Genomic DNA, 17,263 nt, shown 5'->3' with positions numbered 1-17,263 from the left:
GAACCCGTCGCGCCCATCTCCCGTCGCTCTTCGACGGCAAGGTCCCCGAGCGCCCTGTCGTGCAGGCGGCGTGGGCAACAGCCCGCGATCGTCAAAGCTGCCGATGCACCGTGCCTCGACCAGAGGCTTGCAACGGTTCGGGCGCCTCATCGAAGCGCTTTTGCGCTTCCGCGATGACCGGCTTGTTCTTCTCCGCCCAGGCCACCAGCGCCATCACTGGCTCCAGCAGCGTCTGTCCCAGTTCGGTGAGCTCGTAGTCCACGCGAGGCGGAATCGTCGGAAACATCGTTCGAGTGACCAAGCCGTCGCGCTCAAGCCCACGCAATGTCAGCGTCAGCATGCGCTGGGAGATGCCTTCGACCTCGCGCCTCAACTCATTGAACCGTCGGGTTCCGGTGCGCAACGTCGCAATGATGTAGAGGCTCCACTTGTCGGCGATGCGATCGAGCTGCTTCCCGACGCACCCGCCACGCGGCTCTACATACCCGACCTGCTTCGTGCCCGATATGGCGTGACCGATCCGAAGGCGTCGTTTGCGCGGCCCGAGGCCGAGGCGCGCGCCTCAGGCTTCGGTCTCGATCTCAGTCGACAACTGTGGACGTATCCGACGCAGCCGGCTCACGCGCTCCTTCTGGCCGCGGCAGCGCGCGGAACCCAACATCAACTCGCGATCGCCATCACCGACGCCTACTTCCTCGATGCGCGCAACATCGCAGACGTCGATGTGCTTGCGGACGTCGCCGTCAACCATGGATTCGATCGCCAGGCCCCCCCGCCATCGCGCTGGATCCCGCGATGCACCACCAGGTCGCAGAGGAAGTCGCCAGATCTGCCGCTGCGGGCATCCGTTCGGTTCCTCACTTCGATTTCGGTTCGGGAAAGGCCATCAGCGGCGGCCGCAGCGAAGTTGAGATGGCGTCGGCCATTCGCGAAGCGGCGCATCGACGCGGCTACCTTTTGCATGCCGCCACTTCGACTGCATGAACCCGGTCTGCAAATCGATCCCAAGCCGTCGTCGCCCACGTGATGTGCAGGCCGGGGCAACTTCATCCGGGATGACGGCTCCGCCGGTCAGGGGTTGATTTCGATGACGTTCACAGACTTGGCGGGAACGGTAACTTCAAGTCGCTGCGGCTGGAGGGCAAGCCCTGCCAAAGGGCGCGGGTGAAGTGCGTCGGGAGTATCGAAGTCGGGATGCGCGTCCATCGCCGCTGCCGTCACGGTGCGGCCTTGCGCTGTGCGCGCCGCCACGCCTCGCAGGTCGATGCCGATGCGGATGTCGTCGTTGGCGCGCAAGTTCACGATCGAAAGCGTCAGCCGACCGCCCTCGCCTAGCGACGCCGAGACGCTGAGGCTCGGCAAATCCACGTCGTCCACCCGGTAGCCCGGCGCGCTGACGCTGACCGGCACGCGCTTGGCTCCCTGGTGGCCCTGGTAGAGGTCAAAGACGTGGTAAGTCGGCGTCACGATCATCTGCGCGCCTCTTGTCAAGATGAGCGCCTGCAACACGTTCGCCATCTGGGCCAGGTTGGCCATGCGCACACGGTCGGCATGGTCCTGGAAAATGTTCAGGGTGAGGCCAGCGATGACGGCGTCGCGCAGCGTATTCGCCTGGTAGAGGTTGGACGGGCGCTTGGGGTCGGCGGACCACCACGTACCCCACTCCGACACTGCGAGACCCACCTGCCGCGCTGGGTCGTAGCGGTCCATGATGGCCGTGTGCCGGGTGATCAGCTCGTCCATCTTCTGCGTACGCAGCAGCGATCGCGCCCATTCCGTCTCATTGAAGCCCACGGCCGGGCTCTTGGTGTCCCAGTCGTCGCCGGCGAAGGTGTAGAAGTGCAGCGACATCATGGCCAGCTGCGGCTGCTTGTTAATCCATGCCAGAGGCGTGGATCGACTGTGGCGGTAGAGCGCGCGCTTCAGCAATGTCTCGGTCCAGGCGTAGTCGTCGGCGTTCGCGTCGGTGGCGATCAGGGTGCCGAACGGTCGCAACACGCTGAGGTACTGGCGGTACTGGTCGGCGTAGTAGTCGGCCGTCATGTTCCCGCCGCAGCCCCAGTTCTCGTTGCCGATGCCGATGTAAGGCACGGCGTATGGCGCGGCATGCCCATTGCGGGCCCGCTCGGCTCCAGCACCCGAGGTGGCCGGGTCCGTCAGATAGTGCAGCCAGGTCTGGGCCTCGGCGGTCGAGCCGCTGGCCAGGTTGACCGACAGGAATGCCTTGGCGCCAATCTGCTCTAGCAGATCCATGAACTCGTGCGAGCCGAAGCCGTTCGTTTCCGGCTCGTCGCCCCACGCCGCGTTCACGCCCCGCGGGCGCTGGTCGCGCGGGCCGATGCCGTCCCGCCAGTGGTAGAGCTCGGCGAAGCAACCGCCCGGCCAGCGGATGACAGGAACCTTGATGCGCTTGAGCGCGGCCACCACGTCGCTGCGGATGCCGCGCACGTTGGGAATGGGCGAGCCCTCGCCAACCCAGATGCCTTCATGCACGCCGCGGCCGAGGTGCTCAACGAACTGACCGTAGATGTTGGGGTCGATGCGCGGGCCGGGCTTGTCGGCCTCGACGACGAGCGTGGCGTTGAGCGGGGCGGCTTGCAGCAGCGGCACAGCGGCGAGTGCCAACGTGGCGATGAGGGACTGGAGCAGGGGCGGCATAGTCAGGCTTCGAGGCGTTGCGGCAGTGGGCCGAAGTAGGACGCCGGCAGGCGGTCGCGGTAGACGATGAGCTGCTGCAGCACGAGGCCGGGGTCGACCATCGCGACGGTCAACACATGGCGACCGGGCGTGTCGATGCGCAGCTTGAATCGCATGACGCGCATGTCGGCGCGGGCGTTGAGGTCATGCTGGCGGCCAAGGAACTCCTGCGACTCGCGCTCCTGCGGGTTGAACACGCTGCGGACGATGGGCGCGCCGTCGTCCACCCACAGCGCGAGCGACAGTTCATGGGCCGGGTCGATGCGCAGCGTGGGCGCGGTGATCACATCGACGTTGAACTCACCCGCGCCGCCCACGAAGAGGGGATAGTGCAGGCGGGGTGCCTGGCGCGGGTCGGCGAAGGAGGCGGCGGTGACAGGCTCCGGCGTCATGGCCACCTCCACACGGCCGTAGTCCGGCAGCGGCAGCCAGCGCACGCCGCGGGCCTCGACGTTGCGCGTGAAGCCGTCGGCCGGGATGCTGAACGGCGCGCCGAGGCTGCCCCAGGCGCCGCGCGCGGCGTCGCGCTGCGACACCGTCGCGCCGGCCACGCGAACGCCGACGGTGACGCGCTCTCGGCCGTCAGTCACGACGATGCTGCCGCTGGCATTGCCCTCGGGCACGTTGGCCCAGTCGATGCTCACCTCGTGGCGCACGTCGTCCTTACCGGCGGAGAACGCCGGCACCGCTCGCAGCCGGATCCACGACTGCTCAGCGGTCACTTGCACCGGCGCTGGCCGTTTGCCACGCGGGAAGACCTCGAGCCAGCTGGTGTTGCGCAGCAGCCCGTCGAAGGTGGGGAGCGTGGGCGGTAGGTAGTAGCCGGGCCAGCCCTGCACCGAGCCATCCACGGCTACGCCGAAGCGCGCGTCGTCGGGAAGGTCCAGCTCGGTGACGGCGGGAGGGATGTCGGCAGTGGGCTGGTACCAGTCAAAGTACCCGAGGTAGGTCTGGTCCATCAGGTGGTTCCATTTGCCGCCCACCAGCTCCAGGTTGTACGTGTCACGGATGCGACGCGACTCGGCGAACAGCCGGCGCACGAGGGCCGCCTCGTCGTTGGCACTGGCGCGAGCCTGTCGCGAGAAGCGCTGGTTGCGCGCGGCGGCCAGCAGCAGCTCGTTGAGGTTGGCGCAGGCACGCACCGGGTGCAGCACGAACTGGTAGTAGGCCGCGCGCTGGTCGGGCTGCAGTCGCGTGTTGACGCCTTCGGCGTCGCGACGCAGCTCACCCCAGAAGCGCGACAGGCGTAGCGCCTCGTCATGGTGTTCGAGGCTATAGGTGTCGGGCTTGAGCACCTCGGGCTTACGCCAGGCGTTGGCCTTGGCGTAGCGCGACGCGAGTCGGGCGATGTCGCGTGCATGCTCCGCGCCGAAGTCGCGCGCGGCCCAGGCCTCGGTCCAGGCCTGCAGCTTGTCGCGACCCATCGCGGCCGGGTCCCAGGCCATCGCCAGGAAGAATTCGATCGGCAGCTCCAGCGGCTTCAAGTCGCCGACGTTGCTGATCCAGATGCGGTCGGCGCCATGGTGCAGCGCCTGGTTGAGTTGCTCCCAAAGCTTGGGCAGCGGGTTGGTGTTCGTCCACTTGTACGAGAACGGGCCGCCGTTCATGTCCATGTGGTGGTAGATGCCGAAGCCGCCGGTGCGGCTGGTGCGCTCGGCCGCAGTGGGCAGGCGGCGCAGGTAACCGACGTTGTCGTCCGAGAACATCAACGTCACGTCGGCCGGCAGCTTGAGGCCCGCGTCGTAGTACTTCTGCACCTCGGTGAACAGCACCCAGACCTGCGGGATATCTTTGATGCGCTTGCCGGTCTGCTCGACGAGCAGCTGGCGCTGGTCCGCGATGACCTGCTCCAGCAGCCGAATGTCGGACTGCAGACCGCCAGTGCCCTCCAGCGCCACGTCGCCGTCGCCGCGCATGCCCAGCGTCACGAGCAGCTCGTGCTGCTTGCTGCGCGCCGCACCCTCGCGGAAGAACTCGCGGACCGCGTCGCCGTTGCTGACGTAGTTCCACTCGCCGTTGCCGATGTGCTCGCGGCGGCTGGTGAACTCCTTGTGCGCCCGGTTCATCGGCTCGTGGTGCGAGGTGCCCATGACGATGCCGTACTCGTCGGCCAGCTCGGCGTTGCGGGGGTCATCGTCGGCGAAGGCGTTGTTCCACATCGCCGGCCACAGGTAGTTGGCCTTCAGGCGCAGCAGCAGCTCGAACACCTTGGCGTAGAAGGCCGAGTTCATGCCGCCGAACTTCTCGGCGGTCCAGCCAGACAGGCAGGGCGCTTCGTTGTTCAGGAAGATGCCACGGTACTTCACGGCCGGCGAGCGCTGCACGCGTCGGCCGGCATCAAGCCAGATCCCCGCCCGGCGCCGTACCGGCACATCGGCCCACCAATACCAGGGCGAGACGCCGATGCTGCGCGACAGGTCGTAGACGCCGTAGATCGTGCCGCGCTTGTCGGCGCCGGCGATCACCAGCGCCTCGTCGACGCCCGGGAAGGGCTGCGCAACGGTCTGCACGACGCAGGCCTCCCATTGCCCGGCCACGCCGCTCACGTCCAGCTTGCCGCGGCGCACGAGATCCTGCACCAGAGGACTCCGGTCGAGCGAGCCGACGATGATGGCGCGGCGTACGCCCGTGCCGCGCGTGCTGACAGTGGGCGGCGCGGCGCCGGTCACGCGGGCCACGTCGGCAGCGAAGTCATGCGCAACGCGTGCCACACCCTTGTGGTCGGAAGGATCTACCCAGACCGGCGTTGTGGACTGGGACGTCGCGATGGCGAAGGCACCGCCGCCGCGCTCGAAGCGAACGGCCGACGCCAGCACGCTGCCGGTCAGCCCAGCCATCAAGGGGGCCATCAACATCTGTCTGCGCGAGATCAAGTCGGTTCCTGCGTAAGAAGGGGAAGGAAGCGGCTGGCAACGGTCAATCCGCCGGGAGCCCGCCACGTGGCAAGACGGGGAACCAGCAGCGATGCCGCACCCATGCGTGCCAAGCCGGCGCGCTCCAGTGGCTCAGCCACGCGCCGCGGAATCATTGTTGGCGCCCAAACGCTCCCCCTCCTCTGGTTTCCCCCAGGGGACCTTCAGTGATGGATTGGCGTGAGGTGCAACTCCCTCGGAGCCGCAACGACAACATATCCAAACCGATATCGAAGGGGGCCAAAAAATGATCTAGCCAGTCGGGGTCGCGGTGGTCCCATGAAGGGTGTGCTGCATGCGCCCGGCCAAGTCGCCGCCCTGCTGAGCGTGCGGCGGTCGACGCCTGGCGGCCACTGCCAAGCGCTGCCGTGGAACTCTGGTCGTTGGCTGCAGTCGCGGCCGTTGTGAAGCCGGCGTCGATCGGGCTGTAGTAGGACTTCGTCGACTGCCGGGCGACATGGTGTTGTATTGCTTGGAACCGACCTGGCCGCCCTGATCAGCGCTGCGGCACTCATGCAATCGCGCGCCAGCCGCCGCCACAAAGCCCAACACTCAACGACCTCGTCTTCAGCAATGCGGTATGGTCCTGCCCGGTGCACGCGTTCCCGTGCACGACTCACACAAGACCAATCGGAGCCCCTCAGATGGCGAAGTCCCTCACGAGCATCCTGTCGCAGATCGAACGTCTTCAAAAGGAAGCGGCGTCCATCCAGTCTGAAGTCATCACGCGCATCCGCAAGGACATCGCCAAGTACGGACTGACGGCAGAGCAATTGTTCGGTGCGTCGAGCACAATAAAACAGCGCAGCGCAAAGACTGGCACCAAGGCAAGCAAAGTCGCCAAACCGCCGAAGTACGCCGACGGCGCCGGCAACACCTGGGGCGGCATGGGCAAGCGCCCTGAATGGATTCGCCAGGCTCTGGCCGCTGGCAAGGTGCTGGGAGATTTCCTGATCGACAAGGCGGCTGAGCCCGCGTCCAGCAAAGCGAAGGCTCCCAAGGCTGCAGCTCCGAAGAAGGCCAAACCCGCGGCAGCACCGAAGGCAGCTGCAAAAAAAAGAGCGGCGGCCAAGACATCGGCTCCGCGTAAGCCCCGCGCCAAAGCTGCTGAGACGCCGGCCGAAGCCTGATCCCGTCCTTGATCACTCCCCCCAGACGCCATGGCCCGGCCAATCGCGCCGACCCATGCGACGCCTCACAAAAAAGGGCCTGACGGTAGTACGCACCGTCAAGCCCAATACCGCGTCGTCAACAAGACCCACGGCAACTGCTCTGTTGGCATCTCACCTGTCGGTGCCGCGCCGCTTCAGGCCATCGCCAGCTCGCGATACCTGAGCTCGCGCGCCGACACCTCAGCGTCGAGTTCAGCTCCCCGGGCCAGCCGGTTGCGCTCTGCCTGGAGCGACTGGACCCTTAGCGTCTGCAACTCCGGCGTGGTCGCGATCAGCTGGCGCGCAGCACGAATGGTGGGAGCGAACTCCGGACTCGTGCCGAGCTTGTAGTCCAGGTAGCTGTCGTGCCGTTCCGGCCAGACCCGCCACCAGGCCACGATACTGTTCACGTTGTTCAGGTCGAGTTGCATCTGAGGCTCCTGATCAAAAAAGCTCGCCCGTCGTGGGGCCTGGGAGTTCGGGCGGTCGGGGCGGCATGCGATGCACGCGCCCTGCCCTTTTGGGCGGCTGCTCCGCAGCGATGGCATGCCATTCCGGCGCGAACATGTCGGGCACCGCCCTCCAACTCTTGGGCTCACGCCGTACCGGTGCTGACGCTGACGACTCCCGCGGCGCCGCGAGCAGTTGGTCAGCGGGATAACGCGCCAGCAGCCGCTCGGCATCCTTGAGCGATCCGTAGAGCCACAGCTCCTGCGCGCTGATCGGCAGGATCACGGACATGCGCTTGTCATGGTCCGGCGCGTTCAGCCGCCCGAAGACCTCATGCCCGTCGGCGTTGATGGTCAGCATCGTGAACGACAGAACTTTCTCGTTCGTCGGACTCGTCCATTCACTCCACAGGCCCGCCAGCCCCATCGGCTCGCCATCGGCCCGCTGGATCTGCCACATCTCGGGCCGGCCGGACTCGTAGCACCACTCGGAGATCGCCATCACGGGGATCACGCAGCGGCGCTCTGCCCACCAGCTCTGCCGAAAGGCTGGCTTGGACTTCATCGTCTCGCTGTTGCAGTGGTACGTCTGCCTGCCGAACCCGATGTCGGTCGCAAAGCTTGGCAGCAGCCCCAACAGCCCCAGTCTTGCCTCGCCAATCGCATCCGGCGACTTCACTTCCGAACGCACGATGAAGGGCGCCAGGATCCCAGCGCTGCAGTACGGCGCGGCATCGCTGCGCTCGGGCAGCGTCACGCCGAAGCTGGCCAGCAGCCGGGCGTTGTCGGTGACGGGTTCGTAGTTCGAGCACATGGTTCAGAGTGGATCGGTCCCCTCGGGCCGTGGCCGCCGCGGCGTTTGACACGCCCCTGGGCTTGGTGGCTCGAAGTTCGATCGCCGAATAGTACTGTATGTCCATACAGTTTTTCAACGAACCGGCAACCGCCCTCACGAAACACCGGCATAGCCGTGGGGCAGCCGCGGCCGTCCCACGTCGAGCCGTGTCGTCGCGGGCCATCGAACGCCGACCGCCACCGGCAGCAGCCGAAGGCCGAGGGGACCACGTTCATGTAGCTGGAAGACTAGGACTAGGACTAGGACGGCGAAACGCAGGCGATCTGCTGGCCTCAGCATTCGCCAGGCGCAGCGGCGCGAACTTCCCAAGAGCCCGCCCCTGGCCGTGGAAGGCACTCGGCAGGCGCGGCACGATGTGACGGCGCCGGTGGCCGGCAAGCTGAGGGACTTGACGCCGATGCCGGGCGCGCCGGCTCGATCCGCGCTGATCCGCGATCTCCGGTGAGCAGCGTCAGCGCAGTGTGTCGTTGAGGGTGGCAGCCAGGCGCTGCGCAGCACTCTTGAGACGGGCCACCAGCACTGGATCCCACCGGTCGATGTAGCTTTGTTCGATGAAGCGACCGCCGGGGTAGAAGCCCGTCTTGATGACGATCTTGCAGGATTCCACGGCCCACGCGGCCGGCCGAGGGGTGGCCGGCGCGGCGAGACCGGCCGTCGACGCGTCTCGGCGCAGTTCGTCAATGCCACCCACTCGGTTGCGGATCATCACACCGTCCCACAGCGAGTGCAGGTGGGTGCCACGGCCGAAGGCCCGGACCTGGTAGAGGTTGCCCCCCTTGTCGCCCTTGAAACCGGCATGCAGCGGCTGGTGCAAATCGCCAACCAGGTGGATGACCCACTTGAGTGCCTTGCGGCGCGCCTCGTCCGGTGCCTTGGACTTCAGGACCGCGATCTGCTTGCTCAAGGCCTCAACCGAGCATTGGCCGTCCGCGCAGTCGCGGATGCGCGCGTAGGAGCAATCGCCCAGCGGCGGATTGACATAGTGCCAATGGGCAGTCTGCGGAGAACGGACCTCGTCGGCCCAGGTCGCGACCGACGACATGGTCGCGTCTGGTTCGGCCGCCAGCAGCCGGTTGACTTCGGAATGAGCAGTTGGTGTCAGCTGGATCTCGGCGAGCTCGCCGATCAGGCGGTGCCCTTCAGCGCCCCAGGCGTGGGCGGTGGACGTGAGGGTGAAGAGCAGCAGAGTCGCGGCGCTGAAGAGAGTTTGCATTCGATTCTGTGTGGACGAAGCCTTGCAGCACTGATACGGGTGTCTTGATAGAACTAAGCGGACAGCCGCGATTGAAAGTCGCATCAACAAAGCGAAGAAGCCCCCTAGCACGAGACATAACTGCACCGTAGACTGCGTCCACAACGACACCATGCTCAATATGGATCCGATGATCGCCGCCTCTGCAGCTAAAGCTCTCGCGCTATGGGCATGGGACAAGATTGCCGACGATCTAATACCGGCGCTCGACAAAGCCATTGTCGAAGCATCGAAAGACGTTGCACGCAAAGAAATTGCAGAAAACCAGCGCGCCCTTTGGGGAAAGGTCAAATGGAATTCAGCGCTATCGGCATATCGGACAAATCTGCTTCAAATAGTAAGCACGACGCGGCTGCTCGGCCACCCAAGACCCATAGACCTGTCGCAGCTATATACCGATGTGATGGTATACGACAAGGAGTCCGCTTTTAGATTCTCGAAATTAAGGAATTTCGACACTCGCGATCTTCAACAACATGAAGACAGCTTTCCCCGGCGGCGAGGCGTTGACGTAGTCTCGTCTGGAAAGCACATCTACATACTGGGAAGACCAGGAGCGGGAAAGACTACATTTCTAAAGCATCTTGCATATCTTGCTTGCAAAGGAGAGATTGCCAGAACACCTGTCTTTGTTGCCTTTCGCGAGCATCACATAACCGCGCAAAGTTCCATCGTTGACATTATTAGCAAAGAATTTCAAAACTGCGGAATGCCTCCTGCAGGCCCATTCGTGGTCAAGTTGCTTGAGTCTGGTCGTGCACTTCTACTGTTCGATGGGCTGGATGAGGTGGCGGAAGATCAGGGCAAGCGGAAGCACCTGATAAACGAGCTTATTACACTAGCAAAGAGGTTTCCAAAATGCCAAATTTGCGTATCATGCCGAATTGCCGCCACCGAATATGCATTCGAACGATTCGAATATCTAGAGGTCGCAGACTTTTCCGATGAGCAGAAAGACGCATTCTGCGAGCGCTGGTTTCAATCAGACCCAGAGCGTCTTCACAGGTTCCTGACAAATTGGAAGGCCCCACAAAATAGTGGCATAAGAGAACTCGGAAGAACACCCCTGCTTCTAGCCTTCATTTGTCTCGCATATGAAGAGACATTGCAGCTACCCCACCGCAGAGTGGACCTTTATAAAGATGCCGTAGATGCGCTGTTGAGGAGGTGGGACACGACAAGGAATATTGAGCGTGACAATACAAAAATTTCACTACCCCACTACCGCTACGAACCACTTTTGTGCGAATTGGCGGCACAGAACTTCGCAGCCGGAGCGTACATATTTCATCCGACACGAGCCGCGTCAATAATATCAGGTTGGTACGAAAAGCTACCAGAAGGCAAACTACTCTCGGGCGAAGAGGAAATCGAAATACTAAATGCCCTGGAATACAAGACGGGCCTGATTGTGAGTCGCGCCAAGGATGCATATTCGTTCTCTCATCTGAGCATCCAAGAGTATCTGACGTCGGTCGCAATTATGAACGGACGCGTTTTCAGAAGCTCGTGGACATTTGTTAACACCAGACTATTAGACAAAACCTGGCGAGAAGTCTTCATCTTCTTGAGTGGGATGTCACCTGACGCAACCAGCCTTACAACCGCAATGGCTGATGAATGCGTCTCAATTATCAGACCCAATTCAAACTGGGGCACCCTGAAGGCGGCATTGGTAGAAACCATTTCAGATGCACAGCGTACGCCAGGCGTTAACGCCGATGCATTGGTTGCCGACGCCATTCGGAGGCTGGCTAGTTCACAGTGGATTCCGAGTTCTGAAAAGCTAGACTTGGCGGCTTTCCAACAGACCTTGAACGGAATACAGCGTATTTGTACGCTTTTGCCACGCGAAGATTTTCGCGAGCTGAGGAATGTACTGGCACTTCTGGGACGCGTTCTCAGCGCAAGCCGTTCTGTGACGGTTGTTCAAAGGGTTATTCTATCCCTTGGAGATTCGTTTCATTCGTTCATCTATGGGCTTGGATTAACCATTGAATGCGGCCTCACGGGAATTTGCCGCGACCGTAGGCGCATACTGGAAGAGATCATCTTCGAGAGGCGTTCCTCCGCTGAGTAGTTTGAATTGCGCAACCCTGTAAAGAGCGGTTAGGGCAGAAGCCAATCTGGAAGGCCGCACGTCTGTGATTTACGTCAAGAAGCTGAGGCGCTGGCGGCATTCCGGCTGGCCGCACTCAAGGCCACTGCAGACGTGGAGATGTCGGTCTTCAACATGACGCATCGTGCCGAGCAGAGACCGCTGCACAACTGACGTCGAAACGAGCGCCGACCAGCCATCGTGGCGGGGATTTCGGGATGTGCGATCTAGAGCGGTCTTTCGGACCGTTTTGAGGCTTTTTGAGCCCTCTGCCGGGGGGCTTTGGCCCCTCAGGACGGACTACTCCCTGCACACGGCTGTAGTCGCCCGCTTTGTGCAGCTTCCTCATCGCCTTGAGCAGGTTAACGCCGAGCGCCGCCCAGGCCATCTGCGCCTGCGTCTTGGCCGCCCCGAAGTACCTCGCCCGGCTCAGGTGGAAGCGCCGCTTCATCGTGCCGAAGCCTTGCTCGACCTTGTAGCGCAGCGTGGCGATGGCCCGGTTCATCTGGGTCAGCAACAGATGCACCGCACGACCCCGGCTGCCCTTGAACTGGATCAGGTCACCGATGCCCTTGGCCTGGAGGTACTCACGGTTGGCCGCGCTCGCAGAGCCTTTGTCGGCCAGCACGCCTTCAGGCTGGATGCCTTGCTCGATGAGCGCGTCGACGATGCCCGGCAGCTTGTTCACCTCGGACTGGTTGGCCGGGTGCATCTCGACGTGTTCGACATAGCCGTCCTCGGTGTCCACCGCGCTGTAGCCGCGATAGCCGAAGAAGGCCTCGTTGCCCTTCTTGACCCAGCGCGCCTCTTCATCGGCACTGTCCACCACGTCGGCCTGCCCCTCGTCATCGACCTCGACATGCTGGTTCGGCCGTGCCGCACTCTCGATGATGGTGGCATCGATGATCGCGCCGCGGCTGCCGGCAACCTTCAGGCCCTGGCCTTCGAGATGGACGTTGACCCGGCGCAGCAGCACCTGGTCGAGCTTGGCCGTCACGAGCCGGTTGCGGAAGCGGCAGATGGTGGTGGCGTCGGTGAAACTGCCGTCACCGGGCTCGAAGCCGGTGAACACCATGAAGTCCAGTCGTACCTTGAGCGCGTGCTCCAGCTGCGTGTCCGACAGGCCGTGCCACCGGCCCAGCAGCATCAGCTTGAACATGGACAACGGCGCGTACGGCTCAGGGCCGCCGCCGTGCGTGGCTTCACGCTTGTACAGACCCTTGAGCTTGTGCGCGATCTCGGCCCAGTCCGGCAACTCGTGCAACTTCATCGTCGGCGAGTCTTGAACCAGCGGTTTGGCACCCATGAGGAAGAAGCTGTCCATGCCCTGATCGCACCGCAGGCTTCAAAACAGCGCATCCGGGAAGTTATGCAGCGGTCTCGAGCAGGCGTCGGCCATCGCGGGTGCAGTTGCCTCCCTGCGCCAGGCCAGGGCCCATACCGCCGCAGCATTCCAGCTCGGCGTCGCAAGCCAGATCGAACGACTGGTCTGACGGCAAGAGTGGCCGCTAGATGCTGCCGGCGGCGCGCATGACGTCCGAGCGTGATTTTGTGCTACTGCTCCAGTCGCGGTTTGGGCTCAATGCAAGCTGACGCCCCCTCTTGAGCTTCGAATGCGAGAAGCCTTTGAAGCTCAGTCGAGAGGGCGAGTGCACGAGGTCGACACGAAGCTTCAACTCAGCGGTTCAAGGTCGTAACCGCCTCCACGAGAGCGGAGCCGGCCGATGGCTGGGAACGGAAAATGGAAGCCGCCGATCAGGCCGTCGGAGCTTGCCACCTTTGCCAAGACCTGTAGTCGCACCGCCCGCGCTGCATCGGCATCCATGTCACTGGCCACGGACCATTCGGGGTGGCGCAGGAAGATCGCCGGGACGTTGACCATGTCGCCGATGTAGTGGAAGGTATGACCGCCGCCGCGCACCTCGAAGATGGTGTGACCCGGGGTGTGCCCATAGGCTGGGATGGAGAACACACCCGGCACGACTTCGCCGCCCGGTGTGTACCGACGCAGCATCTTTTCAGGCATGCCCTTGAAGACGCGCTGCGCGCGCTCGAAGTTGAATTTTTGCGCCGGTGCCGCGCGCATCTTCTCGTCGCTCATCCAGAACTCGTACTCACGCGATGCCACCCAGACGGTGGCGTTCGGATACGTGAACTCACCGGCCAAGTTGCGCAGCCCGCTGACGTGGTCAGGATGGAAGTGTGTGATGACGACCGTGTCAATGTCTTCAGGCTTTAGCCCCGCTGCCCGCAGGCTCTCCACGAGCTTGCCGGTCGTTTGTCGCGGCGTTCCCATATCACCGAGGCCGGTGTCGAGCAGGATGCGCCGGGAGCCGCTGACGACCAGAAAGCCCGTGAACGGCAATTCGACATAGTCGGTAGTGAGCCCGAGCGATGTGGCCAAGGCCTTGACCTCGGCAAACGGCGCGTTCGTCACGTACTTGTCGTGCAAGGGCAGCCGCGTGGCACCGTCGTGCAGCGCGATGATTTCGACGTCGCCCATCGTGAAGCGGCGGAATCGCTCCGTTGGCAGGATGGGCAGGCCAAACGGAGCAGCGTCCTGCGCCCAGTTCGCCTGGAGCGGCAGCAGGCTGGCGGCGCCCATAGCTGCGAGAGAGGTGACGAAATGGCGGCGGTTTGTCATGAGGTTTTCCGAGGTGGGGGGCGTGGCGCCAGAAGCGCTCGGGCCTTACCGGAGCTGGCTCCGGGCAGCGCTGTCGATGAAGTCGGCCACTCGGTCAGGGTGGCTCGCCATCGACAGGTGGCTCGAGTGCAGTTCCAGGGTGTGGGCATTCAGCTGACCGGCTATCAGGCGCTGCACGTGCGACGGCAGGGCCTTGTCTTCAGTAGTCACGAGATAGGAGCTCGGTTTGTCGCGCCATGCAGCGTGAGACACGCGCTCCCCGAACGCGCGTGCGGCCAGCGGCTTCTGGACCGCGGCCAATGCACGAGCCGCGGGCAACGACAGGTCGGTGCCCATCAGTGCGCGGAAGGCCTGAGGGTCATCGAGCCAGATGAGCCCCGCGGCGTCCGGCGCCAGTCCCTGCATGGGAGCATTCAGGCGGCCCAGCAGTGCCTGCGCCGATTCCTCGCTGTCCGGCACCAGGGCAGAGAGGTAGACCAGCGCCTTCACTGGTGGGGCGTTCCCGGCCTCGGTCACAACGACGCCCCCCCACGAGTGGCCCACCAGCACGACGTCGCCCGGCTGCCGTTCGATGACGCGCCGCGTCGCCGTGACGTCCTCCTCCAGCGAGGTCAGCGGCAGTTGCACCGCGGTCACGCGATAACCCCGCTTCTGTAGCAGCGGGATTACACGCGACCAGCTGGAGCCATCAGCGAACGCGCCGTGCACGAGCACCACGCTGGGCAGCGGTGGTGCGGCACTCGCTGCGGTGGAAAGGGCCAGCGTGAACAAGGCCAGCCAGCGTCGAAAGTGCGTCATTGTCTTTTGCTCCTGTCTGTTTCAGCCTGCTAGCGATGTGGCGCCCTGAGCCCATCGTGCGGGAAATTCGTCATGGCGGATCGCGGGCGTCCAGGCCTGCACAGTGACGTCCACAAGACCCAGGGCGACAAAAGGGTCCGACGACAGCACGGCTTCAAGCTCGGATTGCTGGTCTCCGTGAGCAACGATCACGCCCCCCTCTCCCGAAGCCAACGGCCCGGCGGCAATGAAACGACCTTGGCTCGTGTGATGTGCCAACCAGGCACGGTGTGCGTTGCTCTGACGCTGAATGGCGCTCTGCTCGGCGCGCGAACTGAGAGTGACGAGAAACAGCACGGGGACTCCATTCAAGCAGCAAGGGTTCGGGCGACGAGGTCGGGCACCAGGGCTGTTGCCTCGGCCAACGACTGCTCTCTGGCCTCCGCGCCCTTGCTCAGCCGCTCGGCGCGCACGAACTGCACGTCAGTGATCCCCAGGAAGCCAAAGAAGGCCGTCAGGTAAGACTCCTGGAAGTCCATTCCCGAACCCGCCCCCACGGAATACATCCCGCCACGGGTTGAGGCCACGATGACGCGCCGACCGCCCGCCAGGCCGACAGGTCCTTCGGCCGTGTAGCGGAAGGTACGGCCGGGCTGCGCGAGGCGATCCAGCCAAGCCTTGAGCTGGCTCGGAACCGAGAAGTTGTACATCGGCACGCCGATTACGATGACGTCGCTGTCGAGGAACTCGGACACCAACTGCTCGGAGCGGGCATGCTCCGCCGACGCAGCGGCATCCGGCGTCGCGCCGACCACGCTCCGGAAACCTGCGGCGATAGCGCTGGTGAGGTGGGGAACAGCATCGTCGACCAGGTCGCGGTAGCGCACTTCGGCGCCAGGGAGCGCTTCGGCCATCTGCGCCACGATGATGCGGCTTAGTTGTCGCGATGCCGACGCGTCGGCGGCAAAGCTGGAATCCAGGTGCAGAAATTTCATGGCTGTTGAAGTCGAGGTGTTGATGGCCGTCACGATAGAGAACCGACCGTCATTGCACTAGCCGCCGGGAGCAGGACGGATCGTTCCACTTTTAGGACAATGAACCGACAACTTCGAGCTGATGGAACGTGGAAGACCTGAACGACCTGGCCCTATTCGCCGCGGTGGTTACGCATGGCGGCTTTTCGGAAGCAGCCCGGGCACTGGGCATTCCGAAGTCACGGCTGAGCCGGCGGGTGGCAGAGCTGGAGGCCCGCCTCGCAGTGCGCCTGCTGCAGCGTTCCACGCGCTCAGTCAGCGTGACCGAGGTCGGAGCCGCCTTCTTCACGCACTGCGAGTCCGTCTCAGCGTCAGCGAAGGCCGCCTACGAGGTCGCAGCGCGTGCCCACGCCAAGCCCTCCGGCAGGCTGCGCGTCAGTTGCCCTATTGGCGTCGCGCATCTGTTCCTGGGGCCGCTGCTGCCCGAGTTCCTGCTGGCCCACCCCGGCGTCAGGCTGGACTTGGACCTCACCAACCGGCGCGTAGACCTGATTGGCGAGGGCTACGACGTGGCCCTTCGCATGCGATCCGCGCTGGAGGACTCAGATCTCGTGATCCGGCAGCTCGGCGCGAGTGACCAGCTGCTGGCGGCCAGTCCGGCCTTCGTGGACGCTCACGGGCCCTTCGGCACGGTGGAGTCGCTTCAGGGGATCAGAGGTATGGGGCCGGCGGGCGTGCGGGGTCAGAAGCCGACATGGTCCCTGACAGGGCCAAACGGTGACACGTTGGACATCGCCTACCAACCTTGTTGTGCCGTCGATGACGTCTACCTGAAGTGCCGCATGGCTGTCGCCGGCGTCGGCGTTGCGCAGTTGCCGTATCACGTCTGCGCGGATGAGTTGCGCAGCGGCGCACTGGTCGACATGCTGCCCGGCTACCGGCCGCCGCCACACCGGTTGCACGCTGTGTATCCTTCCCGGCGCGGCATGGTGCCGGCCGTCAGGGCCTTCGTGGACCTGCTGGCAGACAAGCTTCCGCCGGCCATGGCGAACGCGAGCGGCGAGTTCCACCGTGTGGTGAGCACATGGGGGCGCTGAATCTCAGTCCCGCTTGCTTGATCCAACTTTGCACGGCTTCGCGGGTCACCTGCGTGATCTCGAACTGGACGGGGCGCTGAGTCTTGTGCTGCATCACCACCGCGCGGCTGGCCACAGCGTCGCCGTGGCAGACATCTCGCACCTTGAGCGAGACGAGGTCGCAACCTCGAAGTTTGCTATCGATGCCCAGATTGAACAGCGCGAGCTCGCGAACGCGGTTCTCCATCTGGAGCCCGGACTCGGAGTGCCCAGATGTCCTTGACCTTGAACGGCGCTTTCTGGCCGATGATCTTGCCCTTGGTCCACGGCTCGCGCGACGGGGTGTTGTTTGCTGATCCCATGATGGTCTCCCATCG

Annotated in this window: 14 protein-coding genes and 2 pseudogenes; 4 read left to right on the top strand and 12 right to left on the bottom strand. The window is 63.9% G+C overall.

Annotation, left to right across the window (positions count from 1 at the left end):
* Positions 1 to 91: 91 nt before the first annotated feature.
* The gene (locus tag LXT13_RS26710; protein WP_233375427.1) at positions 92 to 508 is read right to left on the bottom strand and encodes a winged helix-turn-helix transcriptional regulator; all 417 of its coding nucleotides are present in this window, start codon (positions 506 to 508) and stop codon (positions 92 to 94) included.
* 3 nt (positions 509 to 511) lie between these two features.
* Between LXT13_RS26710 and LXT13_RS26705 the strand changes: the two genes are divergently transcribed.
* Positions 512 to 1,027 (top strand): hypothetical protein, encoded by a 516-nt coding sequence (locus LXT13_RS26705; RefSeq protein ID WP_233375381.1) that lies wholly within the window; start codon positions 512 to 514, stop codon positions 1,025 to 1,027.
* 44 nt (positions 1,028 to 1,071) lie between these two features.
* On the opposite strand, the gene LXT13_RS26700 is transcribed toward LXT13_RS26705, so the two are convergent.
* Both LXT13_RS26700 and LXT13_RS26695 read right to left on the bottom strand, forming a co-directional pair.
* Entirely contained in the window at positions 1,072 to 2,658 is a 1,587-nt protein-coding gene (locus tag LXT13_RS26700) for an alpha-N-arabinofuranosidase (protein WP_233375380.1), read from the bottom strand.
* A 2-nt stretch (positions 2,659 to 2,660) separates the two neighbouring features.
* Positions 2,661 to 5,546 (bottom strand): glycosyl hydrolase 115 family protein, encoded by a 2,886-nt coding sequence (locus tag LXT13_RS26695; protein WP_233375379.1) that lies wholly within the window; start codon positions 5,544 to 5,546, stop codon positions 2,661 to 2,663.
* Positions 5,547 to 6,253: 707 nt separating this feature from the next.
* Here LXT13_RS26695 and LXT13_RS28880 point away from each other — a divergent pair.
* A complete protein-coding gene (locus LXT13_RS28880; RefSeq protein ID WP_349254872.1) occupies positions 6,254 to 6,739 on the top strand; it encodes an H-NS histone family protein in 486 nt (161 codons plus the stop codon).
* Between the two features lie 176 nt (positions 6,740 to 6,915).
* Here LXT13_RS28880 and LXT13_RS26685 read toward each other — a convergent pair whose 3' ends face one another.
* The 3 genes from LXT13_RS26685 to LXT13_RS26675 form a co-directional block, all read right to left on the bottom strand.
* Positions 6,916 to 7,191 carry a hypothetical protein gene (locus tag LXT13_RS26685; RefSeq protein ID WP_233375378.1) on the bottom strand — a complete coding sequence of 92 codons (276 nt, stop codon included), beginning with the start codon at positions 7,189 to 7,191 and terminating at the stop codon, positions 6,916 to 6,918.
* Between the two features lie 13 nt (positions 7,192 to 7,204).
* Positions 7,205 to 8,023 carry an SOS response-associated peptidase gene (locus tag LXT13_RS26680; RefSeq protein ID WP_233375377.1) on the bottom strand — a complete coding sequence of 273 codons (819 nt, stop codon included), beginning with the start codon at positions 8,021 to 8,023 and terminating at the stop codon, positions 7,205 to 7,207.
* 493 nt (positions 8,024 to 8,516) lie between these two features.
* Positions 8,517 to 9,431, bottom strand: a complete 915-nt coding sequence (locus LXT13_RS26675; RefSeq protein WP_233375376.1) for a S1/P1 nuclease — start codon at positions 9,429 to 9,431, stop codon at positions 8,517 to 8,519.
* Between LXT13_RS26675 and LXT13_RS26670 the strand changes: the two genes are divergently transcribed.
* The gene (locus LXT13_RS26670; RefSeq protein WP_233375375.1) at positions 9,430 to 11,397 is read left to right on the top strand and encodes an NACHT domain-containing protein; all 1,968 of its coding nucleotides are present in this window, start codon (positions 9,430 to 9,432) and stop codon (positions 11,395 to 11,397) included. The two genes, LXT13_RS26675 and LXT13_RS26670, sit on opposite strands and share 2 nt — an antisense overlap.
* A 355-nt stretch (positions 11,398 to 11,752) precedes the next feature.
* Here the strand turns inward: LXT13_RS26670 and LXT13_RS26665 are convergent.
* The 5 genes and pseudogenes from LXT13_RS26665 to LXT13_RS26645 form a co-directional block, all read right to left on the bottom strand.
* Positions 11,753 to 12,739 (bottom strand): annotated as a pseudogene (locus tag LXT13_RS26665) (IS5 family transposase); the annotation flags it as partial.
* A 348-nt stretch (positions 12,740 to 13,087) separates the two neighbouring features.
* Positions 13,088 to 14,059, bottom strand: coding sequence for an MBL fold metallo-hydrolase (locus LXT13_RS26660; protein WP_233375373.1), 972 nt, complete (start codon positions 14,057 to 14,059; stop codon positions 13,088 to 13,090).
* A gap of 45 nt (positions 14,060 to 14,104) precedes the next feature.
* Positions 14,105 to 14,857 carry an alpha/beta fold hydrolase gene (locus LXT13_RS26655; protein ID WP_233375372.1) on the bottom strand — a complete coding sequence of 251 codons (753 nt, stop codon included), beginning with the start codon at positions 14,855 to 14,857 and terminating at the stop codon, positions 14,105 to 14,107.
* A gap of 21 nt (positions 14,858 to 14,878) precedes the next feature.
* Positions 14,879 to 15,193, bottom strand: coding sequence for a YciI family protein (locus tag LXT13_RS26650; protein ID WP_233375371.1), 315 nt, complete (start codon positions 15,191 to 15,193; stop codon positions 14,879 to 14,881).
* An 11-nt stretch (positions 15,194 to 15,204) separates the two neighbouring features.
* Positions 15,205 to 15,831 carry an FMN-dependent NADH-azoreductase gene (locus LXT13_RS26645; RefSeq protein WP_233375370.1) on the bottom strand — a complete coding sequence of 209 codons (627 nt, stop codon included), beginning with the start codon at positions 15,829 to 15,831 and terminating at the stop codon, positions 15,205 to 15,207.
* A 128-nt stretch (positions 15,832 to 15,959) separates the two neighbouring features.
* Here LXT13_RS26645 and LXT13_RS26640 point away from each other — a divergent pair, with 128 nt between their 5' ends.
* Complete coding sequence (locus LXT13_RS26640; protein ID WP_233375369.1) at positions 15,960 to 16,907, top strand: LysR substrate-binding domain-containing protein; 948 nt, start codon at positions 15,960 to 15,962, stop codon at positions 16,905 to 16,907.
* Here LXT13_RS26640 and LXT13_RS26635 read toward each other — a convergent pair.
* Positions 16,867 to 17,248 (bottom strand): annotated as a pseudogene (locus LXT13_RS26635) (site-specific integrase); the annotation flags it as partial. The gene LXT13_RS26640 and the pseudogene LXT13_RS26635 overlap by 41 nt on opposite strands.
* Positions 17,249 to 17,263: the final 15 nt, after the last annotated feature.

This window comes from Pelomonas cellulosilytica (assembly GCF_021353265.1).
GTDB lineage: Bacteria > Pseudomonadota > Gammaproteobacteria > Burkholderiales > Burkholderiaceae_C > Pelomonas > Pelomonas cellulosilytica.
The sequence above is the reverse complement of the archived record's forward strand: the minus strand, read 5'-3'. Positions and strand labels throughout refer to the sequence as shown.

Bases quoted from the DNA above. Each gene is read 5' to 3' on its own strand.
- LXT13_RS26700 (WP_233375380.1), bottom strand. From the start codon at position 2,658: ATGCCGCCCCTGCTCCAGTCCCTCATCGCCACGTTGGCACTCGCCGCT.
- LXT13_RS26695 (WP_233375379.1), bottom strand. From the start codon at position 5,546: ATGGCCCCCTTGATGGCTGGGCTGACCGGCAGCGTGCTGGCGTCGGCC.
- LXT13_RS28880 (WP_349254872.1), top strand. From the start codon at position 6,254: ATGGCGAAGTCCCTCACGAGCATCCTGTCGCAGATCGAACGTCTTCAA.
- LXT13_RS26685 (WP_233375378.1), bottom strand. From the start codon at position 7,191: ATGCAACTCGACCTGAACAACGTGAACAGTATCGTGGCCTGGTGGCGG.
- LXT13_RS26680 (WP_233375377.1), bottom strand. From the start codon at position 8,023: ATGTGCTCGAACTACGAACCCGTCACCGACAACGCCCGGCTGCTGGCC.
- LXT13_RS26670 (WP_233375375.1), top strand. From the start codon at position 9,430: ATGCTCAATATGGATCCGATGATCGCCGCCTCTGCAGCTAAAGCTCTC.
- LXT13_RS26675 (WP_233375376.1), bottom strand. From the start codon at position 9,431: ATGGTGTCGTTGTGGACGCAGTCTACGGTGCAGTTATGTCTCGTGCTA.
- LXT13_RS26660 (WP_233375373.1), bottom strand. From the start codon at position 14,059: ATGACAAACCGCCGCCATTTCGTCACCTCTCTCGCAGCTATGGGCGCC.
- LXT13_RS26655 (WP_233375372.1), bottom strand. From the start codon at position 14,857: ATGACGCACTTTCGACGCTGGCTGGCCTTGTTCACGCTGGCCCTTTCC.
- LXT13_RS26645 (WP_233375370.1), bottom strand. From the start codon at position 15,831: ATGAAATTTCTGCACCTGGATTCCAGCTTTGCCGCCGACGCGTCGGCA.